The organism is Prochlorococcus sp. MIT2308 (assembly GCF_059772345.1).
The window spans coordinates 700,214-726,806 of sequence record NZ_CM186283.1 but is presented as its reverse complement, the minus strand read 5'-3'; the positions used below and the strand labels follow the sequence as shown (position 1 = coordinate 726,806).

Below are 26,593 nucleotides of genomic sequence, written 5' to 3'. Positions count from 1 at the left end.
TGCATTAATTTGTCTTATCAATGCGCATAAAATTCTTTGATAGGGGAGATAATTGCATTATTAAGGCTGATTATCATTTTTTTACTCATGAGTTTTGATCTCTTTTTTACAAAAATAACCAAACATCTACTCAGCTTTTTAATTATATTTTTTGCTGTGAATCCAGTTTTTGCCGGGGCTAATGTTGCGGTTAAGGGCGAAGGAGATGAAGTTCCAAGCTACGTTAGATCTGACATAACTGGTTTTGATTTTCATGGAGAAGACTTGCATCTCTCTTCAATAGCCGGAGCTATGGCAAGAGATGCTGATTTCAGTGATGTTGATCTTCATGGAACAACATTAACTTTGTCTGATCTTAAAGGTTCAAACCTTAACGGCATTAACCTTACTGATACTCTTTCTGACAGGGTTAATTTTCAGAAAACAGATCTTAGAAATGCAGTTTTGATAAATATGATTGCTTCTGGCAGTAGCTTTGCTGGTGCACAAATTGAAGGAGCAGATTTCACTTTCGCAATTCTTGATAGCGAGGATCAAAGAAATCTTTGTAAAATAGCTGATGGTGTAAATCCAACTACTGGCGTATCCACTAGGGAAAGTCTTGAATGTGTAGGAGATAAAGACTCATATAAACCTGCTATGCCATCAGCTTGAATTCTAGGCTTAAACTACAAAAGATTTGTTATAAAAAAAAAGAATTAGTTGCAATTTTATTTTTTTTGGGTTTCTTGATAAAAGAGTCTAATTTTATCTTGAAAAATTTCTGGCCTCATCGATCTAATCCAAAAGGGTTCTCAATTCAAAATTTTGCTCGTAAATATCGTTCGAAGATTTCAAATATCTCTTCTAATAAAACTTCAAATCAATTTCAGGATGATAAGAATTTGATATCTATAAAACAAGAAATTAAAAAGATTTCAATCTATGATCTATCTATACAAAAAATGCATTGGGCAAATAGAGATTTTTCAGAATATAAAAAGGTTGCTTAAATTTTACTTTTTAGATGATGTATTTTTTGCATCTTGTATGTTTTTAGTAAGAGGAATTGTTGATAAAATAAAAGAGATGACAAATAATATAGTAATACCAACAAGGCTCCAAAAAGTTAGGTTAGATAGTTCTAACTCCCCAAATGATACTGTTAAGTATAAATTCAATTTGAATGTACTTATAAATTATGGATATTTTAGCAATAATTAGATTTTTTTATAATAATTATTCTTTGTCTTTTAAGCTTTACACATATTTTTTCTTTCCATCAGCACTTATTTTGTAAATACCTCCTTTAGGACCAACAAATAGCATTTCACCATTAATTTTTGATTTTCCAAATTTACTTAGTCTTGATTTATGAATATTTGCTTTTTCTCTTAGCTCTTCCTCTGAATACCATGTCCCTATGGGGATATTCTTAGAAGGGTCAAGTAAAAGAGAATTTGTAAATTCCTCCGATATCCTTTTTCGACGAATATTTATATTCTTGAATCTTTTCTTGAATCTTTCCATTAAATTCTTTCGGTTAGAAAACTTTTTTCTCTTATTTGAAATAAATAATATATATATAAAGAATATTATTGAAAATATCAGAATTAATTTCACTATGTGCAAATATAATCTAATCCTATTAAAGCAATTTCTTGGAATAAAGCCAGTTGATTGAAAACCATAGGTTGATTTGTCTTGACTTGCCCTCTTTATTTTCTCTTGATAATTAAATCGAAGCCAAGATTTGTTTTTTTTGAAAGTATTTCTTTTTTTAAAATTCCTTTTTTAGATAAACTGATAATTATTATTATTGATTCAAAAAAAAGAGATATAACTGAAAATATTAGGATTATAAAATTATGAGTAATCGAATTATTTTTTTTTGGATTTGTGTTTTTGGTGCCTTGATTTTTCATTCTAGTAAGGTCCGTAATGCGTTGAGCATTCGGCTCCACAATAGGCTCCTATATTAATCGCCTGTTTTAAATTTAGTTTTGCAGAAAGTGCAGTAGTAACTCCTCCTGCAAAGCAATCTCCACATCCGTAGGTATCTATCTCTTTTGAGCTAGGTGTAATTGATTTGTAGTGTTGATTGTTAGGGAAAATGGTTCCACCTGATTTCCCTTTTGTTGCTATGTATAAATCTGGTTGAGGTAAAAGTTCTTGATGATTTATTTTTTCGCCAGGATCAAGAGCACTGCCAATTAATGCGTTAATTCTTACTTTTGATTTCCTTAAGGCGTTTTCACCTGCTCGCGGAGTCGCAGAGAGAAATTTGGCTTCTCTGGCCAGCCTTAGTCCCTCCTTGTCAGTAGCGGTTACAAAAATACCATCGTAATATTTCATTTCACTCCATGGGAGATTGTCAGAAGCGATTGGTTGTAGTCTCTCTCCGATAACTGTAATAGCTCTCTCTCCATCATTGGTGATAAGGCTAATACCTTTTCTAGTTGGTTTTTTTCGCCAAGCTACTTTTAAATTTAAACCGAGTTTGGTAAGTCTTTCATAGCATTTTTCACCATAACTGTCTTTCCCTAGTGATGTGATTAAATCAACAGGCTCATTTATTAATCTTGCCATCTGAACAGCTGCAACTGCCGCACCTCCTGCTGCTTCCTCAAAGCATTCGTTCGCATGTGAAATTTCTCCTGCTAATGGAAGCTGATCGACTTTTAAGAACGTTACCCATTCAACATGGCCAATCACCGCTAATTTAAGTTTAGGCAGGTTAAATATTTCTTTGGGCGCATTCTTAATTTCCATTCTTAACTATAAAAGTTGTCTCTAATATATTTATTTTAGTTCATAGATAAAACTATTATATTTTTTTTATAAAATAGAAAAGGTTTCTAATGTTTCTGATATGTTATTTTGTATCAAAGAAAAAACCTTATGATTAGTCAGATTAAATGGTTGAAATGGGTTTATTTGTTATTAGCTATATTGGGAGCTGTTTTACCTACACTTGCAAATATTGAATTCGCAAAAAGTTTTGGCCCTTCTTTTGATATTCAATTATTTATAGAGTTGGCTAATAATAATCCAGCCTCTCAGTCCTTGTCTAGAGATCTGTTAATTGGATCAACGGCTGTCTTTATTTGGATAATCTCCGAATCGAAGAGACTTGAGATGAAAAACTTATGGATTGTAATATTAACTACATTTACAATCGCATTTGCCTTTTCTGCCCCTCTTTTTTTATATCTAAGGGAATTAAGAATAGAAGAAATGAATAGGAATTAAATTAATTTAAAGGTCTAGATATTTTTATTTAATATTCTTAGAAATAGGTAGTAAAAATATACAAATAAGACTAATAATTAACCACAATTGAAATGCTGTTCCGTAGTTATCGATTAATTTGCCAGCCATCCATGGTACGGTTAGAGAACTAAAGCCAAAACACTGAGAATATAAAGCTATAGCTGAACCTTGATATTTAATTGGAGAAGTTTTTATTATTGCATCTGAAGCAGATGGTAGGAATATACATAGGGAAATTGTAAGAGGAACGAAAGCTATAAGTATTAATAAATATCCATGAAGTAAGAAATTCGATAGCGATAAGAAAATAGAACCAATAAGAAGTGATGTTAAGCATATTCTAAATTTAAAAGATGATCTTTTATCTCTTAAAATATAACCAACTGGCCATTGAAAAATAGCAACTAAAACAAGTTTAATTGTTACTAATGTGGCGACTCTTTCCTCCGTTAATGGTGGTCTTATGATCCCTCCATTTGCTAAATCTAGTGGTAGAATACTTTGCAATAAACTCATTACTCCTGTTACAAATAAAGTTATTAATAATAAAGGAACTAATCTTCTTAACCATTTTTTATTTGATATTTTATCTTTCCCTTTGTATTTGGCTTTTAAATCATCTTTGGATTGGCATTGATTATGTTTATTTTGTGAGTCTAACCTATTAATTAGCATGTTAAATATATATAACATGCAAGCAATGTCTATAAAATATATCATTCTTGCCAATTCAAAGTATGTTCCAAGGGTGCCTAAAAAAACCCCAACAGTTACACCAATTGCATCAGCACTTCTTGCAAGTGAATACCCTTCGCTTGACTTGATGTCATTATTGCAATTCAAAGGGACTCCTAATTCTGCTGAAGGCCAATAAATTCCAGCCGCTGCCCCTAAAAAAAACTGACCACAAAGATAAGCTGTATAGTTCTGCGAATAAAAAAGAATAAAGTCAGAAAATATTGCTACCAAGCATGCAGCTTCAATTGCTTTTGCATAGCTTAATTTTTTGTCAAGTAAATACCCTGTCCCTAATCTTGTCGTTATTCCCGCAAATGCAGCAATAGTGATCCCACTCCCGATTTGTCCAGCTGTAAAGCCTAAAGTATTAAAAATTATTGGACTTAAATACAATACCCCGCCTGCTCCTATCGCTGTCCAAAATCGAGCCTTTATGATTAATCTTAGGGATACTGGGAATCTTTCCCAATAATTGCTAACACTAGAAGTTGAGAACAAATTCATTCATTAAAAAATTAGTTGTTCTTGGAACAGTTGGAAGCTTACTAGCTCCTTATTGTATTTATCCAAAACTTCATGCAGCGGAGAGATTTGAAATCCATTTTGAGGGAATGTCTATTCCAATTTCTATTAAAGAATTGATTGATTGGAGTAATGGTTTAGAGGAAACAAATTCAGAATTGGCAAGCTGGCTCAATTTACTTGGCTTTAAAGAAAGGAAAGGGTTAGCAAAGTTTTTAAATACACCCTTGGTAAGAGATAAAAGTATGGCAAGACAAATTTTACGAAGTTGGTCTGGCCGCAAATTACTTGATGAAGTAAGTGATCTAATACTTATGGATGAAGATAGCTCTGGTGAGAGTGTTCTAGATACTTTGGAAAATCTTCTAGCGAAAAAGGATGAGGTGACAACTTTTGATCTTCTAAATTCACTTTCTGTTAAAGCAATTCATATAGATTTAGATGGGTGGATTGAAGTTGCTAAAAATTGGAGAAGTGAATTAAATAAACAACAAAAACTCATTTCAGATTTGGGAGCAATTAATGAAATATCTTATAAAAGGGAGGAACGCAATGTATTACCTTTCGAGATTAAAGAAACTGAATATAAATTGGTTTCCTTAATTGTGCCTCATCGAGATGAGCCTTTAAATTTAGAGGTTTGGAACCCATCCTTTAGAGAGGAAACAAGAAAAAACTGGATTTTATTAATGCCAGGATTGGGAGGTGATCGTAATCATTTTAATTGGCTGGCAAGAAGTCTTAGTCATAATGGTTGGCCTGTTGTAGTTCTTGATCATCCAGGAAGTGACTCGTTAGCATTAGAAGCATTGGTCAAAGGAAGACTTCCCCTCCCTGGCGCTGAAGTTATCCCTGATCGATTGAATGATTTAGATAGTGTTCTTAAGGCAAAAGAATTAGGCAAGATCGATATTTTAATTGAGAACGTTGTCTTGATGGGTCATTCTTTAGGTGCTCTCACTGCTATTTTAGCTTCAGGAGTTGAAATAGATGATCATCTTGAGAATAGATGTCAGAAAGTTCTTGATAATCTTTCTCTTACTAATTTATCTTCACTATTGCAATGTCAGCTAGTTGATATCAGTTTGCCAGAAAGAAAAAGTATGGAAAATCTTTCATCAATCATTGGCATGAATAGTTTTGGGAGTTTCTTGTGGCAAAAGAATTTAGCTAAACAGATAAATGTTCCTCTTTTTCTTACTGGAGGAACTTTTGATTTGGTCACACCATCTATTAGTGAACAACTTGGATTATTGCTTTCTGTGAGTTCTAGCCCATTTAGCAGAGTCCTTTTAATAGAAGGGGCTAGTCATTTCTCACCTATTAGAGTGGAGGGGCAGATGTATCAGTCCGAAGGTAAGGATTTATTTAATCTAGGAGAATCAATTGTTGGTTATCACCCACTTTCTGTACAGAGTTTATTATCTTTTGAGATAATAAACTTCCTAGAAAAATTAGAAGAGAAAGAATCAATTCCTTCTAATACAAATTTAACTAAAGATGAGTTAACATTTCATATTCTGGACAGAGATACAATTGAAAAGCTTATCGATATTCAATAGCTTACTCTTGGGTCAATAAATGCAATAACAATATCTATTACAATACTAATAAATACAACAAGACTTGATATTACAACAACTATTCCTTGTACAACTGCATAGTCTCTCTGGTTAATTGCCTCTTGGAGTCCAAGAGCAATACCAGGCCATGAAAATGTGATTTCAATTAAAAGGGCACCACCAATTAAAGAAGAAACTGTTAATCCAGTAATTGTCAATATTGGAAGTAGTGTATTTGGTAAAGCATGTTTAAAAAGCACTCTCATATCACTAATTCCACGACTTCTTGCAGCCTCGATATAATCTTTTTTTAAAATCTCCTCCAAGTTCAATCTTAATGAACGACTAAATATTCCGCTTAATAATATCCCTAGAGTGAGAGATGGTAATAATAAATGTTTAAAAGAACTAAAAAATACTTCAATGTTTTTATTTAAAAGACTATCTAAAAGTAAAAAACCAGTAATGGGAGGAGGCGAACTCAGCCCAGGGGGTAATCTTCCACCAATGGGTAGCCAACCAAGCAATACGGCAAAAATTATTTGAATTAGCATCGCTGCCCAAAAAGGGGGTAGAGCGTAGGTTCCAATACCAAAGAGCCTTCCAAAAAAATCTATTTTCCCTTCTGGTTTAACTGCACCTAAAAAACCAATTAAATATCCAACTAATGATGCTATTAATAATGCAAAGATAGCTAATTCTATACTTGCTGGAAGAGCTCTAGAAATAATTACTTTTACAGGTTCTTGTGTGTTTAAAGAAATTCCTAAATTTCCATGCAGTAAGTGATTTATATATTCAAGGTATTGATTAATTAAAGGTTTATCTAATCCAAGTTTGATTCGAAGACTTTCTCGTGCAAATTCATTAGCACGAGTACCTAGAATTGCATCTACGGGGTCGCCTGGTGCGATTCTAAGTAATATAAAAACTAAGCTGGAAATGATCCAAAGCATAATTGGCAATAGAGCTAATCTCGAGAGGATATATTTGAAGAGTTCCTTTTTAGGTGTCAAAACTAATCTCTTTTTAAGTTTTTTAGAATAATTAATCCATCCCTCGAGAATTCTGGTTGACTTATATCTTTTAAAGACCAAGCTTTAGGATTAACTAGCCAAACAGGGAGGTAGGCACTTCCTTTTGCTGCAAGTTGTTCCACTTTTATTAAATTCTTTAATCTTAATTTACCCTCTAATTCTTCACTTTTTTGCAATAACTCTTTCACTTCATTATTACCCCAGAAGCTACCACTGAAAACAGCTTCGCCCTTAAGGCAAATATTATTTTCTATTTCATTACAACTTAATAAAGGATTTAAATATGCTTCTGGGTCTGGATATGCTCCAGTCCAATCTAGTATCACTGCTTCAAAAGCTCCTTCAGAAAGTTGCTTGTAAACGGTGGTTGATTCAATTCCATTTAAAGTTATTTTGATACAATCAGATAAATCTCTTTTGATTTGATCTTTCCATGTAAGGGCAAGTAATTTATCAGCAGGTACATTCGATCTAAATGTTAGTGGAATAGTAAGAATATCCTTTTCACAATAACCTTCTTTCTTTAGTAAGAATCTTGCAAAATTAGGATCATATTTAGGCCATGGAGAAAGTTCTTTTTTATGTAATTGAGGAGGCACTATTGATCTGTGTGGTTTTCTAAGCCCAAAACTTACTTGCTGACTAATTAGTTCTCTATCAAGCGTATAAGAAATTGCCTCCCTAATTGCTTTATTTTTTAAAGGAAATTTGTTGCTTCTCAAAGTTATAAACCCAATCTCAAGCGGTTCACCTTGACCTGAGTTAAGCTTTTCATTCTTGACCATATTATTTAATGCTAAACGCTGCATATCATCTATTGAATTTGACATAAGTACGTCAACTTCTTTCGCTTTAATAGCTCCAAAAAGAGTACTAGAATTAGTATAATTAACAAAGTCAATGCCTTTGTTTAAGGGCTTTTGGCCCCAATAGTTTTTGTATGGTTTGATTATTTGTTGATTTGAGCTGAAATCTTCTAATAAGTAAGGACCAGTCCCTATAAAAGTTTTATTGTTAAACTTATTTTTGTATTTCGAGTATGAACTAGGAGATATAGGTGTTAAATTTATTGACGATAATAGACTTTTTAAAGAACTCGAGGGCTTCTTTAACTTTATTCTTAGGAGAAATTCATCTTTGACTTGAATAGCCTCTACTTTGTCATTTAATAGATAATTTAAAGTACCTATCTTCATGAAGCGTTCAAGACTAAACTTCATCGCTTTTGCATTGAAAATAGTTCCATCGTGAAAAGTAACATTTTCTCTGAGCGGTACATCTATTCGCATTCCATCCTTGCTCACTTTTGGTAAATCATTAGCCAAGCTTGGGTAAAGATTCCCCTCCTTATTTATTTTGTACAAAGTATCACCTAGAGCACTTAATATTTGTATTGTTCTAAGAGTATTTGCCTGAGCAGGATCAAGAGATTCTATTTTACCTGCACTTGCTACAATAATATTTTCTCTTCTATTACTTTGAACGCATGAAAACTGTAGAAGGATTAAGAGAATGCTTGATAGGTATAAAATATTATTAATATAATTTTTTTTGAACATTTAGTGTAATTTTCTAAAAAGATTTTTAAGATCACTTCTTAATGATTTGGAGATACTTGTTTGATTGATATTTCAAAGACAGGAGATCCATTAGAATTAAGCGGCCATTCACGAACCCAGCATTTTTCATAAGAATTATCTATTCCTAATACTTGAAAAAGTTTTTCTTGATTCTTAAGGTAAACACAATCTCCTTGATTAATATTCTTTTCTACTTCTTTTTTGGTTTTTTCAATTACGTTTTTGGATGAGGTCATGGTTTAGTTTCGAAAAGAAACTTAAACGAAAATTTCTTTTGTTCTAATTATATAATTAGCAACTTAATTTTGATTTGACTAGTTTTCGTTAGCTAAAGGCAACCCATTGTTGCAGCAATTCTTTTAACTTGTGATAAATTTTTTATATCCAAAAGAGCTTCTTCAAGTTGACCTTGTTTAATCTTGTGAGTAATAACTACTATCTCTGCTTCTTTCTCGGTTACATCAAACTGGACAATTGACTCAATAGATATTCTCTTTTGTCCAAAAATAGTACCTATTTCTCCAATAACTCCGGGACTATCTTTGGCAATTAGCCGTATGTAGTTCTTTTTCGTGATTTGTTTCTTTTCTGCTACGTGACAAGTTCTCCAACTCTTGGCAGATAGAAGTGGGTCTAAACTAAATATATTGTTATCACTCATAGACTGAATACCTGCAATATTTAGGATGTCTGCAACTACAGCTGAGGCGGTTGGACCTGATCCTGCACCTGGTCCGAAAAACATTACTTGCCCTATAGGATTTCCTTCAACAAGAATTGCATTATTCACTCCATTTACCCCTGCTAAAGGATTATCTTCTGGTACCAATGTGGGCTCAACCCATATTGATAGGGGTTGACTCCCGTTGATCTGGGTTGTTGAGTTATCCTTTTCAGAAATAGCCAAAAGTTTAATTCCATATCCTAATTTTCTGGCGTAATTTACATCTACCGCTTCTAAGCGGTTTATTCCAGTTGTTGGAATGTTAGATCTGTTAATTGCTCCCCCAAATGCAAGTCCACTAAGGATTGCAATTTTGTCGGCTGCATCTGATCCCTCTACATCAGCTGCAGGGTCACTCTCTGCATATCCAAGCTCTTGGGCGTCTTTTAAAACATCAGCATAATTAACTCCTTCTTTATCCATTCTGGAAAGTATGTAATTAGTTGTTCCATTTATTATTCCGCTTACTTTTGTTATTTTATTCCCCCCTAAAGATTGCTTTAGAGGCTCGATTATTGGGATCCCTCCTCCTACAGCCGCTTCGATGAGGACATAAACCCCAGCGGCTTTCGCTTCATTTGAAATTTCTTCACCATGCCTTGCAATTACTGCTTTATTTGCTGTGACAACAGACTTGCCTGCTCTTATGGCTTGGATGATTAGTGATTTTGCAGGCTCGATACCACCCATAACTTCAACAACTATTTGAATTTGGGGATTGTTTACTATTTCTATTGGATTTGTCGTAAGGATTGAATCTGGTATGTTGATTTGTCTTTTCTTTTGGAGATCTCTTATTGCAATACCAACAAGTTCAAGTTCACCAACCAATGGATGTCTATCATTTGGGTTGTTAATGATATTTGCGACACCCTGACCAACAGTGCCTAGGCCAAGTAAACCGATACCAATTTTTTTCATGTTTTATAAGGCGATAATTTTGTTCAAATACTATTTATTCGTTATTTGAGCTTGGTAATGAGAGGTTTTTAGCTTGAGATCTCATTTTCAGGAATATGTTGAGAAAACCATTTGCTCTTGATGGAGTCAAGCTTTTGCTTAATCCTGTCATCTCAATGAATTTTTCATCTATCGAGAGTACTTCAAAAGGGGTAAGTTCATTCAAAGCTTTTATTAGAAAAGCTAGCAATCCTTTTGTTATGAGTGCATCTGAATAGCCTTTCCATTGAATTTTTCCATTCATAAGAATTCCAAGAACATATACTTCTGAAATGCATCCTTTTACTTTAGTAGTCTCTATTCGAAGATCCTCATTTAGTAATGGCAAGCTTTTAGCTAGCCATAAGATATATTCATAGCGCCTTTTGGGATCTGAGGTTGATTGTAGACGCTCTATGAGATTATCCAATGAATCACTTCCATAAGATTTTTCTTTGATTTCAGTCACCTCTGTAGATCAAGAATTGATTTATCTTAAACCCTAACTAATTATTTAGTTGCTTCAATTTGATGTAGACCTTTTTCGCTAATCCAACCATTAAATGGCAGGTCCCATTTATCTCTAGGGAGAGGTTTTTTAGATATGCAATTATTACTGATCACTACAAATGATGGTATTGAAAACCACAAATCTTTTTGTCGAAGACGATCAAAGTACCCTCCTCCATAACCTAATCTGTAGCCATCTTGATCTATGGCTATTGCAGGAACAAGCAGAATAGAAATATCAATAGGGTTAATAGCATTTTCTTGTTTTGGTGCTGGAATTTTGTTTGAATCCAGTACTAATTGATTATTTGACCAATGATGATAACTAATCGTTTTACTTTTACAACTTGATGGTAAAGCAAATTTTTCATCGCTATTGTCTTTGATAAATCGTATATCAACTTCTCCTTTTAATGGCCAATAAATACCTATATATTTCCCTTTAACATGATATTTAGGTAAAAGTATTTTTAATGCTAATTCTACATTGTTTTTTATTCTATCATGTAGTAAGGATGAGTTCGATTTGCGTATTGAATTATATTCTTTTCTTTTAACCTCTTTAATTAATTTAATATCTTCATGCTTATTTTTCATGAACTATTGTAGTTAAATTTGATTCGAATTATTTAAGATAGATTCCAGTAAGAGCAATTGCTAGTGCATCTGCCGCATCATCAGGCTTTGGCGGTGAAGTGATACTAAGCTCATCCATCACAGAGCTCAAAACCTCATCTTTATCTGAATGACCATAGCCAGTAACTGCAAGTTTGATTTGCATTGGGGGGAATTCTTGAATTGGAAGATTGTGTTTTCCTAAAGTCATCATTATGACTCCGCGAGCCTGGACAACGCTAATTGTCGTGCTTGAGCGATAGAAAAAAAATTTTTCTACTGCTGCACAACTTGGATTCCACTTTCTTATTATTGAGCTTAAATCATTTGAAATTTCTAAGAGTCTATTTTCTTCTTTTTGTGTTGATTTTGTTTCTATGATCCCGCAATCAATCATTATTTTCTTTCCTTCTATTTCATCAATAATTCCATAACCTACCCTTGCTAGTCCTGGATCTATTCCAATTATTCGCACTTAATTTTTTGTAGCTAATTCAAATTCAGAAACATCATCACTTTCATTTCTCTCAAATACTTTACAAAAAGCTTTTATAACTCTATCTCCTGAATCGACTGTTTCTAGAGGGTCTTTTCGAAGTCTGTGCCTTAAAGCCGTTGAGACAACACGAGCAATATCTTCTTCGGTTACCTCTTTTCTTCCTTCAAAGGCTGCAAGAGCTCTAGCTGCTCTATTGGTAACAATATCTCCTCTAAGACCATCAACATCAAGTTCACCACAAACTGCAGAAATCCTTAGTCTGAGATCTTCATCGATAGAAACCTCGTTAAGTAAGTTTTGAGCATCAACCACTTTTTTCTGAAGAATGTCTTGTTTTGCCTGAACCGAATCGCTAAAAGCATCAGGATTATTGTCAAAGGCTGTGCGTTGGTCAACAACTTGAACGCGAAGTTGTGCTTCCCTTACAGTTCTTACCTCTACGCTCATTCCAAATCTATCAAGTAATTGCGGCCTTAATTCTCCTTCCTCAGGGTTGCCTGAACCAATAAGTACAAACCTTGCCGGATGTCGAACCGATATACCTTCTCGCTCAACTGTATTCCAGCCTGAGGCAGCAGAGTCAAGAAGTACGTCAACAAGGTGATCGTCTAATAAGTTGACCTCGTCAACATACAACAACCCTCTATTAGCTTTCGCTAGAAGTCCTGGCTCAAAGGCTCTAACTCCCTCACTAAGAGCCTTTTCAATATCAATAGTTCCACAAAGCCTATCTTCAGTAGCACCTAATGGAAGATCAATCATCGGTACTTGTTTCTCCCCTTTTTGAATGTCACCCCCACCGTCTATTTTCTCTCTGACATCATTGCTTTGAAGGTCTGGATCATCAAGAGAACTGTTATAGGGATCTCCTTCAACGACTTCAATAGCAGGTAAAAGATCCGCAAGGGCTCTTATTGTAGTTGATTTTCCAGTGCCTCTATCACCCATTATCATCACTCCGCCAATCCTCGGGTCAATAACATTTAAAAGAAGCGCTAGCTTCATTTCCTCCTGTCCAATCACTGAGGTGAAAGGAAAAACTCTGCGTTTTCTAGTTGAACTCACTTTCTTAGTACTATTAACAAGATTGTTTCATAAGCAGGCCACTTTAGATTGATTAAGTTCAAAAAAAAACGATAATAAATAGCAAAAGTTTATTTAAGCCGGTAAAAAATTTAATTTTGATTACTTGATTTTTGATCTGGCACTAAAAATGGTACTAATTCTGCGGATAGATTTCTTATCAACTCTGCAGACCTTGGATCGTTAAAGGGGCCTTTAACTATAAAACTTGCGAATGCTCTGGAGTTATAAGGAGTTTGAATTAGAGCGGTATCTGAATAAGCGATTCCAATATCACCGGTTTTGTTGTGAACTAAATAACCTTTCAATGAAAGATGATAGTCAGTTTCTTGAGACTCTTTCCCCAGACCTCTTAAAATTCCAGATGGTATTAGTGTATTTGTTTTTGATTTTTGCATTATTTCTCTAAAAATATCTCTAGAACTAACATTAAGTAGATAACCATTGTCTACAAGAGCCATTGCTAATGATAGATCCTTTGTAGATGTAAGATTTGTTCCATCTAGGTCAGGAAGATAGTTATTTAGCTGTGTATTTTTTAACCCAATTTCTTTGAATTTTTCATTAACTATGTTTATTCCTCCTATTCGTTTTACTAGTAAATTAGTTGCTGTATTATCACTAACTCTGATCATTTCCGAAGCTACTTCAAAAACAGGGAATCCCTCTCCAATTTTTTGATATGCCATCCATCCTGAACCACCACCAATTGTATCTTCGGTCAGTGTCAATTTTTCATTCCAAAATATTTCTTCTTTCTCTAGCATCCTAAGTAAAATAATTAATATAGGAACTTTAATGCTACTAGCTGCAGACAAACTGGTTTCAGATTCTATCCCAGCATAGATATTATTGTCTAATGATAAGAAAAAAGCACTTACATTTAAATCTGGATTTTTAACTATAAGGGTTTCCCATTTATTGATTAATTCTTTTTCCCTTTTAAATCCTTCTAATTTATTATTGTAAAATAATGACAAGTTGGATCTTCTGGTTAGCAATTCTTTTCCCAAAGACCTTGATGATTTTGTTCCTATATTGATTTTTTTGTTTATTTTATGACTTTGATTAATAGGACCAAAAATGCTTAGTAAGGTCCCAAGTAAAACTGATATTCCTATACTCGTTAAGAATATGTTTATTATTAATTTGAGATAACTTTTCACTTTGAAGTAAATGTATATAAATCTTTCCTGTTTATTGTAGCTTGTTATTTTAATTAATCATTCTTTATTTTTAATCTTCCATCTTGCTTGACTAATTATTCCTCTAATTAGAGCAACTTCATCATCTTTTATCTCACCTCTTACAAGCAATTTTTTAATTTTCGCCATTTTGGCTTTGTAAGTATGTTTCATTAAAAAACCAATATCAAGTAAAAGGCTACCTGCATCATCAATACAATCTTCTAATTTAATTAAATTAGCTGGATAACTTATTGTTTTATGGTGTTTTGATATACCAATCTCATTAAATTGACTTAATTCATGAAGAATGATTGCTACTGCATGAGAAAGATTCAATGATGGATAATCTACACTTGTATTAAGACTGATTACTTTATTTGCTTTAAGAAGTTCTTCGTTAGACAAACCTCGATCTTCTCTTCCGAAAACCAAAGCTATTGTTTCTTCTCGTTTTGATTTGAGAGCCCAGCAGAGTGCATCTTTATTTGAATTAAGCGGGATATCTCCATGTTCTGTTCTCCCACAAGTAGCGATAATCCTAGAGCAGTCTGAGAGGGCTGAATTTAGATCCTCATATACAATTGCTTTTTTTAAAATGTTCACTCCTCTGACGGCCATCCTTTTTGCTTCTTGATTTAAATAATCACATTTAGGAGAAACTAGCCTTAATTCATGAACACTAAAGTTTTTACATAGTCTTGCGACGCTACCAATATTGATTGGTCCTGATGGCTCAACCAGCACTACAATCAGATTCTTTTTATTAACCACTATTAATTAAGAGAGTGCATGTAGGCCAAGAGATCCGCCATTGATTGAGGGTCAATTTCAAAACTTGGCATTGGCGGAGTCAATCCTCGAATAACTTGATTGATAATCTTTTTATCATTCATTTCTTGGGTAGCTTCATGGAGGTCGGGGCCTACAAAACCTTGAGCAGAAATCCCATGGCAACCGACACAATTGATTTTGAATAATTTGCTGCCAGATAAAGCTTCCCCTTGAATAGACAAAGTATCAGTTATGAAAGGGTCTTGTTTAAAGCTTCCCATGCTCCAAAGAAAGATAATGAAGACAAAAGTTGCAGAGGATAACAAGAATATTCTCCAAGGACTAATCTTTTGATCCTTATTAATTAATGCTTTTGATGACGGAGTATTCACTAAAACCTCTTTGACATGAAAGAATTGTTATTAGTAATCATTAGAAATCTTAGCCAATGATTGAGCCACTCCTTTGTGGGATTGTTCTTGGGCTTGTTCCAATAACTTTATTAGGTCTTTTTGTCAGTGCATGGAATCAGTATCGTCGAAGTAGTTCAATGCCTGATTGGGAATAAGAAAAAGAAGAGAGGTGTTTCCATAAAATTTCTCTTTATTAAGTTTCCAACCATTATGTATTCTTGGCATTGATTTTGACGAGCATTCGCATATCAAAGTAGATGATTCTTTAATCCATTGCTTAGACAATAAAAGTTCTTGAGAAAATTCATATAAACCAGATTCATATGGAGGATCAAGAAAAACAAAATCAAATTTTTTCTCAGAACTTTGAGAGTCTTTTGTAAATTTAATTTTTTTGTTTTTTGGTCCTTTTTTTAGAAAGGAGATCAGTTCATTGCATATGACTTCAACATGTGTTGAATTGTCCATACTATTAGATATTTCGATAAGGTTTTTCTTGCATGTTTTTGCTGTTTCCCTCTGCTTCTCAATTGCAAGAATCCTTTTTACACCTTTTTGAAGTGCCTCGCATGCCATTGCGCCGCTTCCGCTACAAAGATCTAACCAACTTGCTCCTTCCAGGTCTTTCCCAAGAATATTAATTATTGCCTCTCTTACTTTGGAAGAAGTAGGCCTTGTTTTTTTGTTTAAAGGACTTTCTATTCTTTTCCCCGAAATAAGTTTAAGTTTTCCTTTCAAGTTAAAATGTTGTTTTTTTCAACCAATTAATCCAATTGAAAATAAGTTTTTGTCCTGCGATTCCAGATTTTTCGGGATGAAATTGACAGGCACCAGTATTTTTATGCCAGACTATGGATGAAAAATCAGTCTTACCGTATTTTGTAGTGGCAACGGTGTTTTTTTGTTCTAAAGGACATGCCGAGTAAGAATGGACGAAATACATCCAGTTAGAATCAGAATAATTTTCTAAAATAGGACATTCATTTGTTTTATATATTGGAGACCAACCAATGTGAGGAATCCTCTCATTTTTTTCTTGAGGTAATTTACGAATATGTCCTTTTATAACTCCTAAACCTTTTGAGTTACCCTCATCACTTGTCTCGAAAAGAAGTTGTAACCCTAAACAAATTCCAATAAGAGGTTTTCCGTTATTTATCCAGTTAGTTATTGAAGGAATTAAATCAGTTTTTTTTAAATTACTCATAGCAGGATCAAAAGCACCTACTCCAGGAAGAATTAAGGCATCACAAGAATTGAGTTTTTTTACATCGCAAATAACATCCAAAGGTTGATTAACCCTTTTAAAAGCTTGACGTACGGAAAAAAGATTACCCATTCCATAATCTATTAATCCAATTTTTGCCAATAGATCTAACCTGAAATCATTAAAAAGTAGCTCGAAAAGCGAAATCTACAATTTGCCATTTAAAGATGCTTGGATATTGTCCCAGAGAGGGTTGCTTTAGGAACTGCACCAACAACAGTATCTACTTTTTGCCCTCCTTTAAAGATCATTAAAGTTGGAATGCTTCTGATCCCATATTGACTAGCAACATTGGGGTTCTCATCAGTGTTTAATTTGAAAACTTTTATTTTTCCTTCGAAATCTTTTGAGATCTCCTCAACAATTGGTGCAACCATTCTGCATGGCCCACACCAGGGTGCCCAAAAATCAACCAAAACAGGCACATCACTCTGGAGGACTTCTTGTTCGAATGATGAATCAGTTACTGGAGAAGCTGTGGACATACCTTGGAAATCTTAAGAACTTGATCATAACAATTGTATTTTGCCTAAAAAAAGCTTTGCTGCCATTTTTAAACGAAGTTTGAATATTGATTTACGTGCATTTAATAATAAAAACCCGAACGTGTCGGGCATTTTTGTGTGTGAGGAGTGTGAAAGCTGAGGCTCTCACTACTTAATTTTAGCGATTGTATTTAATTATGAAATCTTTCGGTAACTTTATTTTCCCATTCCAAGTTGTTGTGCTTTTTGGTAAACCTTTCCTTCTGTTAACAAAGATGGTGCCACAACTACCTCAACTTTTTGCATTTCTTTGATATTGGTAGCACCTAAAGTTCCCATAGAGGTTTTAATTGCTCCCAATAAATTGTGCGTTCCATCATCAAGAACTGCAGGACCACATAGGATACTTTTTAAACTTCCAGTTGTACCTACTTTGATTCTCGTTCCTCTTGGTAGGACAGGGCTTGGAGTTGCCATGCCCCAATGAAAGCCTTTCCCAGGAGCTTCCTGAGATCTTGCAATTGGGGAACCAATCATAACTGAGTCGGCACCACAAGCTAAGCACTTGCAAATATCCCCACCAGTGATAATTCCACCGTCAGCAATGATTGGAACATATTTTCCGCTTTCTTTTTGATAATCATCTCTTGCGGCAGCGCAATCAGAAATAGCTGTTGCTTGTGGAATACCAACACCCAATACCCCTCTTGAGGTACATGCTGCTCCAGGGCCGATACCAACCATTACCGCGGCTGCTCCTGCTCTCATTAGCTTTAACGAGACTTCGTATGTAACGCAATTTCCAATGGCAACTGGCAATCCAATATTTTGACAAAGATCATAAAGGTCGAGGTTTTGACTACCTTCTTTCCCCAGGTGTTCTGTTGAAACAACAGTTGCCTGTAAAAAGAACAGGTCAGCTTCTGATTCTTTGATTAACTCTCTATACTTAATCGCGGCTAATGGGGTTCCACTTACTGCAGCAATTCCCCCACCTTTTTTAATTTCTTGAATTCTTTTTGAAATTAATTCTTCTTTTATCGGTTGCTTATAAATTTCTTGCATTAAAGGAACAAATCCTTCCTTCCCAATTGATTGGATTTTGGTTAGGACTTCTTCAGGATCGTCATATCTAGTTTGAATTCCTTCTAGATTTAAAACACCAAGGGCTCCTAAGCTCGAGAGGGCCAATGCCATCTTTACATCCACAACGCCATCCATTGCACTAGCGATTATGGGAATATTTCTTTTAATGCCACCGATTTCCCAATTGGTTTTTGTGATTTCAGGGTCAACTGTTCTTCCTCCAGGAACTAATGCAATTTCATCAATTCCGTAGGCTCTTCGAACGGTTTTGGTGCGTCCTAGTTGAATATTCACACCTAAATTTTGTAAGTTCTCGTCAAACTACCAACTCAAGTGCCAAATTGAGCAAATGTTGGGAATAGATAATCAAGATTTTGGTGTTTCTTTAATTATTGGAAGATGATTTAGGAATGCTTTGGGCCAATTTATATCATGTTTTTGTAATAGTTGATTTTGTTTAGGGTGATTTACTTTCAGATGTATGGTTATTCACTTTAAAAGGTTTATTAATTCACAGATGTTCTTATAATTGGTAAAACACTTATATATGGCTGATCCATTGGGGCCTAATAGTACTGGTCCTGGGGAATCCGACGATCGGATCATACAGACTGATTTAAGAAACGAAATGTCGCGTTCCTACTTGGAATACGCGATGAGTGTGATAGTTGGCAGAGCTTTGCCTGATTCGAGAGATGGACTTAAGCCCGTTCATAGAAGGATTTTGTATGCAATGTATGAGCTTGGGCTAACTAGTGATAGGCCATACAGGAAATGTGCACGTGTGGTTGGAGAAGTTTTAGGTAAATTCCATCCCCATGGTGACACAGCCGTTTATGACGCCTTGGTTAGGATGGCGCAAGATTTTTCAATGCAAATGCCCCTCATTGATGGGCATGGGAATTTTGGATCTGTTGATAATGATCCACCGGCTGCAATGAGGTACACGGAATCAAGATTGCAATCTTTGACCACTGATAGCTTGCTTGAAGATATTGAATCTGAAACAGTTGATTTCGCAGATAATTTTGATGGATCTGTTCAAGAGCCAACAGTATTGCCTGCAAGAATACCTCAATTGTTATTGAACGGCTCTTCTGGAATAGCTGTAGGTATGGCAACAAACATACCTCCCCATAATCTGGGGGAATTGATTGATGGATTGATGGCTTTAATTTCTAATCCTGAGTTAGAAGAAATAGAGTTGATGAATATTATCAAAGGCCCAGATTTCCCAACTGGGGGACAGATACTTGGCAGAAGTGGAATTAAAGAAACATACATTACAGGCAGAGGATCAATAACAATGCGTGGAGTTGCTGAAATAGAAACAATTGAAAATACAGGTAGACCAGATAGGGATGCAGTGATAATAACTGCACTTCCTTATCAAACAAATAAAGCAGCTTTAATAGAGCGAATCGCTGATATGGTTAATGATAAAAAACTTGAAGGGATTGCAGATATAAGAGATGAAAGTGATAGAGATGGAATGAGAATTGTCGTTGAGTTAAGAAGAGATTCTTATCCTCAAGTTGTTTTAAATAATTTATTTAAACTCACTCCTTTGCAGACTAATTTTAGTGCAAATATGCTTGCATTAGTCAATGGTGAACCAGTTACATTGTCACTTAGAAAGATGTTGCAAGTATTTCTAGATTTTAGAGTAGAAACTATTGAAAAAAGAACTAAATATCTCCTGAAGAAGGCAGAGAGTAGAGATCACATATTACTAGGATTATTATTAGCTTTAGATCAATTAGATGAAATAATTAGTCTCATTAGATCAGCTTCTGATTCTGCTACAGCTAAAACTAAATTACAAGAACTTCATGGCTTAACAGATATTCAGTCTGATGCTATTTTGCAGATGCAGCTAAGAAGGCTGACTGCATTAGAAGCAGATAAAATAAGACTAGAACATGAAGATTTAGTTGAAAAAATAATAGATTTAAAAGATATTTTAAATAAGAAAGAAAGGGTTTTTGAAATCACAAAAATAGAATTAAATGAAATAAAAGAAAAATATAATTCTACCAGAAGAACAGAAATACTTGATCTCGGAGGAGGTCTTGAGGATATTGATTTGATTGCAAATGAAAGATCAGTTGTTTTGTTGACCGAAACAGGATACCTAAAGAGGATGCCTGTGAATGAATTTGAAGCAACGAGTCGAGGTACTAGAGGTAAAGCAGGAACCCGAAGCCAAGGAGAGGAGGAAGTAAAAAAATTTATTAGCTGTAATGATCATGATAGCCTCCTCCTTTTTAGTGATAGAGGAGTTGCTTATGCACTTCCCGCTTACAGAGTTCCTCAATGTAGCAGAACTGCAAAAGGCACTCCTATTGTTCAACTGCTTCCAATTCCAAGGGAAGAAGCTATTACCTCATTACTTTCTGTGAGTTCTTTTGATGATGAAAACTATTTGTTAATGCTTACGAGGGGAGGCTTTATAAAAAGAACACCTCTTTCATCTTTTAGCAAGATTAGAGCAAATGGATTAATTGCAATAGGTCTTGAGGATGGAGATGCTTTGACTTGGGTTCGATTGGCTGAATCTGGCGACAGTGTTTTGATTGGTTCTAAAAATGGAATGACCATCCATTTTAGATTAAATGATTCCGAATTACGTCCTTTAGGTAGAGCAGCAAGAGGGGTTAGGGCAATGAATTTAAAGTCTGGAGACTCACTTGTTAGTATGGATGTTTTATCTACTGAGTTGGCTGACCATGTAGATAAAAGTGAGGTGCAAGAAGAACTAGAGGATGAATCATCAGTCTCTGAAGGCCCTTGGGTTCTTGTTGCGTCTGGAAATGGACTTGGGAAAAGAGTTCCTGTTACACAATTTCGCTTGCAAAAGAGGGCAGGCATGGGACTAAGAGCAATAAAATTCAGAAAAGATGGTGATGAGCTTGTAGGTCTAAGGGTTCTAGGAAAAGGAGAAGAATTATTATTGGTTAGTGAAAGGGGAGTAATTGTTAGAACAAGTGCCGATAAAATCTCTCAACAATCAAGAGCTGCAACTGGGGTAAGAATTCAGAAACTTGATAATGGTGATAAGTTGTCGGAGGTTGTTTTAGTCCCTCGAGAACAAACAAATGATGAGGAAGGGAGAGAATTATCCACAATTGATGAACCGATAAATACTGATCCAATGTCTAACAATTGAAATTGATTGATTCTGCTGACGTATTAGTTTTGGGAGCAGGACCAGCTGCTCTTTGTATTACTGCTGAGTTGGTTCAACAAGGAATTAAAGTTCAGGCAATAGCTTCTAAGTCTCCTCTAGAACCCTGGCCAAATACTTATGGGATCTGGGCATCTGAGCTTGAGTCTTTAAATATGCAGGAGTTACTTAAATATAGGTGGAAAGATACTGTTAGTTTTTTTGGAGATGGTTTGAATGAAGAAGGCAATATTTGTACAAACCATTCTCTTGATTACGGTCTATTTAATTCAATTAATTTTCAAGAAGCTCTTCTAAAGAGATGCAATGGACTTTCTTGGCAAGTTGAGACAGTAAAAAAAATAGATTTTGGTGAAAAAGAAACAACTGTGATTTGCACTTCTGGAAACAAATATTTCGCCAGGCTAGTAATTGATGCAAGCGGTCACAAAACCCCTTTTATTAGAAGACCTGATCATGATGAAATTGCTAAGCAGGCGGCATATGGTGTAGTTGGGAAGTTTAGTTCTGCTCCAGTAGAGAAGAATCGATTTGTCTTAATGGATTTCAGACCAGACCATTTAAATTCAAAGCAACTAAGTGAGCCCCCTTCTTTCCTTTATGCAATGGACTTGGGAGATGGAAGTTATTTTGTTGAGGAAACTTCCTTGGCATGTGCACCTCCTGTTTCTTTTGAAATTTTAAAAGCAAGATTAATTGCACGATTATCAAGCAAAGGAATTCAAATTGAAGAGATAATTCATGAAGAGCATTGTCTTTTTCCTATGAATTTGCCATTGCCATATAGAGATCAACCTCTTTTGGCTTTTGGAGGCTCGGCCAGCATGGTTCATCCTGCATCTGGTTACCTTGTCGGATCACTTTTAAGAAGAGCGCCTTCATTAGCAAAGGTAATAGCAAAAACAATCAAAAAAGATCCTTCTCTGCCTACATCTCAGATAGCGAGAAGAGGATGGAATACTCTTTGGACTACTGAATTAGTTCAAAGACATCGGCTTTATCAGTTTGGACTTCAACGTCTAATGAGTTTTGACGAATCCCTCTTAAGATCTTTTTTTGATACTTTTTTTAAATTACCCAAAAAAGATTGGTATGGATATTTAACTAATACGCTTCCTTTGCCAAGACTTTTTATTGTTATGCTCAAATTATTTTCTATTGCCCCATTCAAGGTTCGGTTAGGAATGATTAACTTTTTAATAAAAAAGAAAAGTTAGTTTTTCTTTTTCCAATCTAAAGGAGAAATTAGAGGAAAAATACAATCCTCTCTCTCTATTTCTTTTAATATTTTTTGATTGATGATTTTACTATCTTTAATAGCATTAATTAACATCCAAAATCTTTTTAGATGCAAGTTGATTCTTTCTCTGGCAAGCTCTGTAGTTGTTCCTGCCTTGAGAATAAAACTCCAATCAGAGGATTGACACAATAAAAGTTCTCTCCCAGCCTGTCTAATTATTTTTATATTTGATTCATCTATTAAACCATCTGAGCAAATACTTATCATCTCTCTTCCAGCTTTACTCCATTCATGAACAATCCATGCATTTGATTTGTCTAACCAATAATCATGAAAGCCACCTTGTCCCCAACTAGATGGCGAAGGATTGCATAATTGGATTTTAGATGTTGATTGAAGAGCCTCTTTTAGCGTGATTAATTTAATACCTTCATTTTTTGATTTGATAAATATATTTGAGAGAAATTTTGGTCCTTCAAACCACCAATGTCCAAAAAGCTCTGCATCAAAAGGAGCAATTAACAATGGCTCTATTTGCATTGAATTAGATAGATTTATAAGTTGCTTCTTTCTTTCTTTTAAAAAACTTTCGGCGTCTTTTTTAATACTTTCTTTTGCAGATTGTGGATCATATTCTTCTTTGTTAGCTAAAGATGTATTTTGAGAAGTAATCTTAAATAATTTAATTCCTAATGGCCTTTTTTCGTTAATACCTATTTTTTTTAAATTCTCTATTGATAAATCCCATCCCAAGTCTCTATGGAATTCTCTGTAGTTTGGATTGCCAGGATAACCATCCCTTGCTGACCAAACTGGAAGAGTTGATTCACTATCTCTACCAAAAAAAGCTACTCCTTTTTTAGTGCAAATTGGAGCATATAATCCATATCTTGGTCTAGGTTCTGCATTTAATAATCCATGTCCATCAAGAACTGCATATCTAAGGCCAGCCTCAGCCATTAGTTCATCTAAGCCTTCATAATAGGCACATTCGGGTAACCAAATGCCTAACGGAGCATTCACAAAAAGTCGTTGATGTTCTCTGACTGCAGTTCTTAATTGAGCTCTAACTGCTTCCGGGTTTTCTCTTAAAAGTGGCAGATATCCATGAGTGGCTGCACAAGTAAGAATATCAATTACTTCTGATGTTTGTAATTGCTTAAATCTTCCTATTAGATCACCCTTGCACCTCTTCCAGCTTTCTAATTGTTTTTGAAAGTGATTTTTTAGATGTAGGACCGCCGCTTTGCAGTTTGTTTCAAGTGTATTTAAGACTTCTAATCTAATAGCTACCCATGCTTCAAAACGATTTTTTAATAGGTCATCATCTAAAAGCGAAAGCAACGTTGGCGATAAACCTATTGTGATCTTAGGTGTTTGATCGTTTGCATTAGAGGCCTCTTCAAGGGTTTCTAAAAGTGGTAAATAACATTCCACCAGAGCTTGAAAGAACCAATCCTCCTCTAGTGAACCAGGTTCTTCTGATCTCACGTAAGGTAGATGGGCATGCAGGACTATGGCGAGATTGCCTTTAGCCATTAAAACTCCAAGATTTTCGGAATAGATCTTTGGATACTTATACTCTTTAGTCGCACTAGAATAGATAAACTTTAAGTTCTAATCCAAATCTAGTTAAATTAGATACGTGATTGAGTAAGTTGGAAATAATTAATTTTGAACTATTACTTAGAATTTCTTCATGCAAATTTGAGGTTCAATCTTAAATTTTAAATTTTTAGAAATAAAAAAAATAAAAAGTTCAATGATATAGTTAGAAACTTAATGTTTTTTGTAAAAATTTGTTAGAAATATACTACAATTAAGATCATTCATATAGACCTTAAAAAGTCTAGTTATTTTTATATTTTTCATGCTATGGCCAAAGATCCAGGCCGAGTTTTAATTTTTGATACCACATTAAGAGATGGAGAACAATCCCCTGGTGCGAGTCTGAATTTAGAAGAAAAGTTGGCTATTGCTCAACAATTAGCAAGACTAGGCGTAGATGTTATTGAGGCAGGTTTCCCTTTCGCTAGCCCTGGCGATTTTGCTGCAGTTCAGAAAATAGCTGAGCAAGTAGGTGGAGAAGAAGGACCTATTATTTGCGGATTATCAAGAGCCTCAAAACCTGATATAAAAGCTTGTGCCGATGCTATATCTCCAGCACCAAAAAAAAGGATACATACTTTTATCGCAACTAGTGATATTCATCTAGAACATAAATTAAGGAAATCCAGAAAAGAAGTTCTCGATATTGTTCCAGATATGGTTAACTACGCTAAAGGTTATGTAGATGATGTTGAGTTTTCTTGTGAAGATGCAGCAAGAAGTGATTTGGATTTTTTATATGAAGTAATTGAATTAGCCATATCTTCAGGTGCCAATACTATAAATATTCCAGATACCGTTGGATATACAACTCCTTCTGAGTTTGGAGATTTAATATTAAATATAAACAAAAATGTTCCAAATATAAATGAAGCAGTTCTTTCAGTTCATGGCCATAACGACTTAGGACTTGCTGTGGCAAATTTCCTCGAGGCGGTAAAGAATGGAGCTAGACAACTTGAATGCACGATCAATGGAATCGGAGAGAGAGCAGGTAATGCTGCTTTAGAGGAATTGATTATGGCTCTACATGTAAGAAGATCATATTTTAATCCTTTTTTTGGGAGACCTCCTGAATCTCCAACCCCTTTAACAGCAGTTAGAACAGAGGAAATAACTAAGTCCTCACGATTGGTCTCTAATTTAACTGGTATGGTCGTTCAACCAAATAAAGCAATTGTTGGAGCGAATGCTTTTGCGCATGAATCTGGTATACATCAAGATGGAGTTTTGAAGAATAGGCTTACCTACGAAATTATCGATGCAAAAACAGTTGGCTTGTCAGACAATAAAATTTCTTTAGGTAAATTAAGTGGTAGGAGTGCAGTTCGGGCTAGGCTAGAAGACCTTGGTTATGATTTGAACAGAGAAGATCTTAATGATGCTTTTGCTAGATTTAAAGACTTAGCTGATAGAAAAAGAGAGATAACAGATCGTGATTTAGAAGCCATTGTTAGTGAGCAAGTTCAACTTCCAGAAGCTTTGTTCCAATTGAAATTGGTCCAAGTAAGTTGTGGCACATCGCTAAGACCCACGGCAACCGTAACTGTAGTTGGAGAAGATGGAGAGGAAAAAACCGCTGTTTCCCTAGGTACAGGTCCTGTTGATGCAGTAGTACGAGCTTTGGATTCTCTAACTGAAGAACCCAATGAATTAATTGAATTCTCTGTAAAGTCCGTTACGGAAGGAATAGATGCTTTAGGAGAAGTTACGATTCGAATAAGAAGAGATGGAAGCCTATTCTCGGGTCATTCAGCTGATACTGATGTTGTTGTTGCAGCTGCGCAAGCATACATAAATGCGCTTAATAGATTAGTAGCCGCTGAGGGAAGGAAATCCATTCATCCGCAACATGATCTCGCCAAGGCAGAGAAAAAAGGGGTTTAACTTTGGTCCTTTTTGATATGTGAAATAGGGTTGCGTAAATTTTTTATAGAAAAACTTCTATAAACATTATTCAAAGATTAATATATCCTGTGACGATTTGATAAGCGCACATAAATGGCTTTAAAAAGAAATCTTTACCGACTGACTGGACTTGATGGGGCTCCTCATCATGTCCTAGATGCTCCTTATGAAAGTATTGATGCAGCACTTTTTGCTGCAAAGTCTTGGTGCAATGGACAAGGATTGAAGTGCACAATTAAAGACAGAGGAATAGGTGTACAAGTGCTTGCAGGAAATGGAACTTGGAGAACAGTTTGTTATCCATCTAATTGTTTGCAATTGTCTCTCGCTTAAAATAAATTGTGATTAAGGTCGTATGTTTTTATTGGAAGGAATAATTT

Annotated in this window: 28 protein-coding genes; 9 read left to right on the top strand and 19 right to left on the bottom strand. The window is 34.9% G+C overall.

Annotation, left to right across the window (positions count from 1 at the left end; all coding sequences use genetic code 11):
- Window positions 1-87 precede the first annotated feature (87 nt).
- Together AC6EIW_RS04485 and AC6EIW_RS04480 are read left to right on the top strand one after the other, a co-directional pair.
- The gene (locus AC6EIW_RS04485) at window positions 88-654 is read left to right on the top strand and encodes a pentapeptide repeat-containing protein (RefSeq protein WP_498521380.1); all 567 of its coding nucleotides are present in this window, start codon (window positions 88-90) and stop codon (window positions 652-654) included.
- Between the two features lie 98 nt (window positions 655-752).
- On the top strand, window positions 753-992 hold the full coding sequence (locus AC6EIW_RS04480) for a hypothetical protein (protein WP_498521379.1): 240 nt from the start codon (window positions 753-755) through the stop codon (window positions 990-992).
- A gap of 247 nt (window positions 993-1,239) precedes the next feature.
- Here AC6EIW_RS04480 and AC6EIW_RS04475 read toward each other — a convergent pair whose 3' ends face one another.
- Entirely contained in the window at window positions 1,240-1,509 is a 270-nt protein-coding gene (locus tag AC6EIW_RS04475) for a hypothetical protein (protein WP_498521378.1), read from the bottom strand.
- A 396-nt stretch (window positions 1,510-1,905) separates the two neighbouring features.
- Complete coding sequence (locus tag AC6EIW_RS04470) at window positions 1,906-2,751, bottom strand: PfkB family carbohydrate kinase (protein WP_498521377.1); 846 nt, start codon at window positions 2,749-2,751, stop codon at window positions 1,906-1,908.
- Window positions 2,752-2,880: 129 nt separating this feature from the next.
- On the opposite strand from AC6EIW_RS04470, the gene AC6EIW_RS04465 reads away from it, so the two are divergent.
- On the top strand, window positions 2,881-3,231 hold the full coding sequence (locus AC6EIW_RS04465) for a DUF2834 domain-containing protein (protein WP_498521376.1): 351 nt from the start codon (window positions 2,881-2,883) through the stop codon (window positions 3,229-3,231).
- A 24-nt stretch (window positions 3,232-3,255) separates the two neighbouring features.
- Here the strand turns inward: AC6EIW_RS04465 and AC6EIW_RS04460 are convergent, their stop codons facing one another.
- A complete protein-coding gene (locus tag AC6EIW_RS04460; protein WP_498521375.1) occupies window positions 3,256-4,494 on the bottom strand; it encodes an MFS transporter in 1,239 nt (412 codons plus the stop codon).
- Between AC6EIW_RS04460 and AC6EIW_RS04455 the strand changes: the two genes are divergently transcribed.
- Entirely contained in the window at window positions 4,479-6,074 is a 1,596-nt protein-coding gene (locus AC6EIW_RS04455) for an alpha/beta hydrolase (RefSeq protein ID WP_498521374.1), read from the top strand. The two genes, AC6EIW_RS04460 and AC6EIW_RS04455, sit on opposite strands and share 16 nt — an antisense overlap.
- Here the strand turns inward: AC6EIW_RS04455 and AC6EIW_RS04450 are convergent.
- The 11 genes from AC6EIW_RS04450 to AC6EIW_RS04400 form a co-directional block, all read right to left on the bottom strand.
- Window positions 6,068-7,030, bottom strand: a complete 963-nt coding sequence (locus AC6EIW_RS04450) for an ABC transporter permease (protein ID WP_498521373.1) — start codon at window positions 7,028-7,030, stop codon at window positions 6,068-6,070. The genes AC6EIW_RS04455 and AC6EIW_RS04450 overlap by 7 nt on opposite strands.
- A gap of 62 nt (window positions 7,031-7,092) precedes the next feature.
- Window positions 7,093-8,670, bottom strand: a complete 1,578-nt coding sequence (locus AC6EIW_RS04445; RefSeq protein WP_498521372.1) for an ABC transporter substrate-binding protein — start codon at window positions 8,668-8,670, stop codon at window positions 7,093-7,095.
- Between the two features lie 38 nt (window positions 8,671-8,708).
- Complete coding sequence (locus tag AC6EIW_RS04440; protein ID WP_498521371.1) at window positions 8,709-8,927, bottom strand: DUF8657 domain-containing function; 219 nt, start codon at window positions 8,925-8,927, stop codon at window positions 8,709-8,711.
- A 92-nt stretch (window positions 8,928-9,019) separates the two neighbouring features.
- The gene (locus tag AC6EIW_RS04435; RefSeq protein ID WP_498521370.1) at window positions 9,020-10,336 is read right to left on the bottom strand and encodes a homoserine dehydrogenase; all 1,317 of its coding nucleotides are present in this window, start codon (window positions 10,334-10,336) and stop codon (window positions 9,020-9,022) included.
- Window positions 10,337-10,370: 34 nt separating this feature from the next.
- Complete coding sequence (locus AC6EIW_RS04430) at window positions 10,371-10,823, bottom strand: SufE family protein (protein ID WP_498521369.1); 453 nt, start codon at window positions 10,821-10,823, stop codon at window positions 10,371-10,373.
- Window positions 10,824-10,864: 41 nt separating this feature from the next.
- Entirely contained in the window at window positions 10,865-11,461 is a 597-nt protein-coding gene (locus AC6EIW_RS04425; RefSeq protein WP_498521368.1) for a 5-formyltetrahydrofolate cyclo-ligase, read from the bottom strand.
- Window positions 11,462-11,489: 28 nt separating this feature from the next.
- Window positions 11,490-11,954, bottom strand: coding sequence for a crossover junction endodeoxyribonuclease RuvC (ruvC, locus tag AC6EIW_RS04420; protein WP_498521367.1), 465 nt, complete (start codon window positions 11,952-11,954; stop codon window positions 11,490-11,492).
- A complete protein-coding gene (bchI, locus tag AC6EIW_RS04415; RefSeq protein ID WP_498463158.1) occupies window positions 11,955-13,043 on the bottom strand; it encodes a magnesium chelatase ATPase subunit I in 1,089 nt (362 codons plus the stop codon).
- A gap of 110 nt (window positions 13,044-13,153) precedes the next feature.
- Window positions 13,154-14,227, bottom strand: coding sequence for a serine hydrolase (locus tag AC6EIW_RS04410; protein WP_498521366.1), 1,074 nt, complete (start codon window positions 14,225-14,227; stop codon window positions 13,154-13,156).
- Between the two features lie 57 nt (window positions 14,228-14,284).
- A complete protein-coding gene (locus AC6EIW_RS04405; RefSeq protein ID WP_498521613.1) occupies window positions 14,285-15,022 on the bottom strand; it encodes an RNA methyltransferase in 738 nt (245 codons plus the stop codon).
- Window positions 15,022-15,411, bottom strand: a complete 390-nt coding sequence (locus AC6EIW_RS04400; protein ID WP_498521365.1) for a c-type cytochrome — start codon at window positions 15,409-15,411, stop codon at window positions 15,022-15,024. Before AC6EIW_RS04400 ends, AC6EIW_RS04405 begins: the two co-directional genes overlap by 1 nt.
- 56 nt (window positions 15,412-15,467) lie before the next feature.
- On the opposite strand from AC6EIW_RS04400, the gene petG reads away from it, so the two are divergent.
- A complete protein-coding gene (petG, locus tag AC6EIW_RS04395; protein WP_011294783.1) occupies window positions 15,468-15,587 on the top strand; it encodes a cytochrome b6-f complex subunit V in 120 nt (39 codons plus the stop codon).
- Here petG and rsmD read toward each other — a convergent pair.
- The 4 genes from rsmD to AC6EIW_RS04375 all read right to left on the bottom strand — a co-directional run bounded on the left by rsmD (window position 15,535) and on the right by AC6EIW_RS04375 (window position 18,564).
- Entirely contained in the window at window positions 15,535-16,170 is a 636-nt protein-coding gene (gene rsmD, locus AC6EIW_RS04390; protein WP_498521364.1) for a 16S rRNA (guanine(966)-N(2))-methyltransferase RsmD, read from the bottom strand. The two genes, petG and rsmD, sit on opposite strands and share 53 nt — an antisense overlap.
- Window position 16,171: 1 nt before the next feature.
- Window positions 16,172-16,801, bottom strand: a complete 630-nt coding sequence (hisH, locus tag AC6EIW_RS04385; protein ID WP_498521363.1) for an imidazole glycerol phosphate synthase subunit HisH — start codon at window positions 16,799-16,801, stop codon at window positions 16,172-16,174.
- 59 nt (window positions 16,802-16,860) lie between these two features.
- Window positions 16,861-17,184 carry a thioredoxin gene (trxA, locus tag AC6EIW_RS04380; protein WP_498521362.1) on the bottom strand — a complete coding sequence of 108 codons (324 nt, stop codon included), beginning with the start codon at window positions 17,182-17,184 and terminating at the stop codon, window positions 16,861-16,863.
- Between the two features lie 216 nt (window positions 17,185-17,400).
- On the bottom strand, window positions 17,401-18,564 hold the full coding sequence (locus AC6EIW_RS04375; protein ID WP_498521361.1) for a GuaB3 family IMP dehydrogenase-related protein: 1,164 nt from the start codon (window positions 18,562-18,564) through the stop codon (window positions 17,401-17,403).
- Window positions 18,565-18,817: 253 nt separating this feature from the next.
- On the opposite strand from AC6EIW_RS04375, the gene gyrA reads away from it, so the two are divergent.
- The gene (gene gyrA / locus AC6EIW_RS04370) at window positions 18,818-21,439 is read left to right on the top strand and encodes a DNA gyrase subunit A (RefSeq protein WP_498521360.1); all 2,622 of its coding nucleotides are present in this window, start codon (window positions 18,818-18,820) and stop codon (window positions 21,437-21,439) included.
- A gap of 5 nt (window positions 21,440-21,444) precedes the next feature.
- Window positions 21,445-22,674 (top strand): lycopene beta cyclase, encoded by a 1,230-nt coding sequence (gene crtL / locus AC6EIW_RS04365; protein ID WP_498521612.1) that lies wholly within the window; start codon window positions 21,445-21,447, stop codon window positions 22,672-22,674.
- Here the strand turns inward: crtL and AC6EIW_RS04360 are convergent.
- On the bottom strand, window positions 22,671-24,236 hold the full coding sequence (locus AC6EIW_RS04360) for a glycoside hydrolase family 57 protein (RefSeq protein WP_498521359.1): 1,566 nt from the start codon (window positions 24,234-24,236) through the stop codon (window positions 22,671-22,673). The two genes, crtL and AC6EIW_RS04360, sit on opposite strands and share 4 nt — an antisense overlap.
- Window positions 24,237-24,572: 336 nt before the next feature.
- Between AC6EIW_RS04360 and AC6EIW_RS04355 the strand changes: the two genes are divergently transcribed.
- Both AC6EIW_RS04355 and AC6EIW_RS04350 read left to right on the top strand, forming a co-directional pair.
- Window positions 24,573-26,192, top strand: coding sequence for a 2-isopropylmalate synthase (locus AC6EIW_RS04355; RefSeq protein WP_498521358.1), 1,620 nt, complete (start codon window positions 24,573-24,575; stop codon window positions 26,190-26,192).
- Window positions 26,193-26,306: 114 nt separating this feature from the next.
- Window positions 26,307-26,546 (top strand): hypothetical protein, encoded by a 240-nt coding sequence (locus AC6EIW_RS04350; RefSeq protein WP_498463149.1) that lies wholly within the window; start codon window positions 26,307-26,309, stop codon window positions 26,544-26,546.
- The last annotated feature ends 47 nt before the right edge of the window (window positions 26,547-26,593 follow it).

What these genes read in the sequence shown, in the direction of transcription:
- AC6EIW_RS04450 (WP_498521373.1), bottom strand. Translation starts at nt 7,030, where the DNA reads ATGCTTTGGATCATTTCCAGCTTAGTTTTTATATTACTTAGAATCGCA.
- AC6EIW_RS04350 (WP_498463149.1), top strand. Translation starts at nt 26,307, where the DNA reads ATGGCTTTAAAAAGAAATCTTTACCGACTGACTGGACTTGATGGGGCT.
- AC6EIW_RS04470 (WP_498521377.1), bottom strand. Translation starts at nt 2,751, where the DNA reads ATGGAAATTAAGAATGCGCCCAAAGAAATATTTAACCTGCCTAAACTT.
- AC6EIW_RS04460 (WP_498521375.1), bottom strand. Translation starts at nt 4,494, where the DNA reads ATGAATTTGTTCTCAACTTCTAGTGTTAGCAATTATTGGGAAAGATTC.
- AC6EIW_RS04425 (WP_498521368.1), bottom strand. Translation starts at nt 11,461, where the DNA reads ATGAAAAATAAGCATGAAGATATTAAATTAATTAAAGAGGTTAAAAGA.
- AC6EIW_RS04445 (WP_498521372.1), bottom strand. Translation starts at nt 8,670, where the DNA reads ATGTTCAAAAAAAATTATATTAATAATATTTTATACCTATCAAGCATT.
- trxA (WP_498521362.1), bottom strand. Translation starts at nt 17,184, where the DNA reads ATGTCCACAGCTTCTCCAGTAACTGATTCATCATTCGAACAAGAAGTC.
- AC6EIW_RS04440 (WP_498521371.1), bottom strand. Translation starts at nt 8,927, where the DNA reads ATGACCTCATCCAAAAACGTAATTGAAAAAACCAAAAAAGAAGTAGAA.
- AC6EIW_RS04465 (WP_498521376.1), top strand. Translation starts at nt 2,881, where the DNA reads ATGATTAGTCAGATTAAATGGTTGAAATGGGTTTATTTGTTATTAGCT.
- AC6EIW_RS04475 (WP_498521378.1), bottom strand. Translation starts at nt 1,509, where the DNA reads ATGGAAAGATTCAAGAAAAGATTCAAGAATATAAATATTCGTCGAAAA.
- AC6EIW_RS04485 (WP_498521380.1), top strand. Translation starts at nt 88, where the DNA reads ATGAGTTTTGATCTCTTTTTTACAAAAATAACCAAACATCTACTCAGC.
- gyrA (WP_498521360.1), top strand. Translation starts at nt 18,818, where the DNA reads ATGGCTGATCCATTGGGGCCTAATAGTACTGGTCCTGGGGAATCCGAC.
- AC6EIW_RS04355 (WP_498521358.1), top strand. Translation starts at nt 24,573, where the DNA reads ATGGCCAAAGATCCAGGCCGAGTTTTAATTTTTGATACCACATTAAGA.
- AC6EIW_RS04360 (WP_498521359.1), bottom strand. Translation starts at nt 24,236, where the DNA reads ATGGCTAAAGGCAATCTCGCCATAGTCCTGCATGCCCATCTACCTTAC.
- petG (WP_011294783.1), top strand. Translation starts at nt 15,468, where the DNA reads ATGATTGAGCCACTCCTTTGTGGGATTGTTCTTGGGCTTGTTCCAATA.
- AC6EIW_RS04435 (WP_498521370.1), bottom strand. Translation starts at nt 10,336, where the DNA reads ATGAAAAAAATTGGTATCGGTTTACTTGGCCTAGGCACTGTTGGTCAG.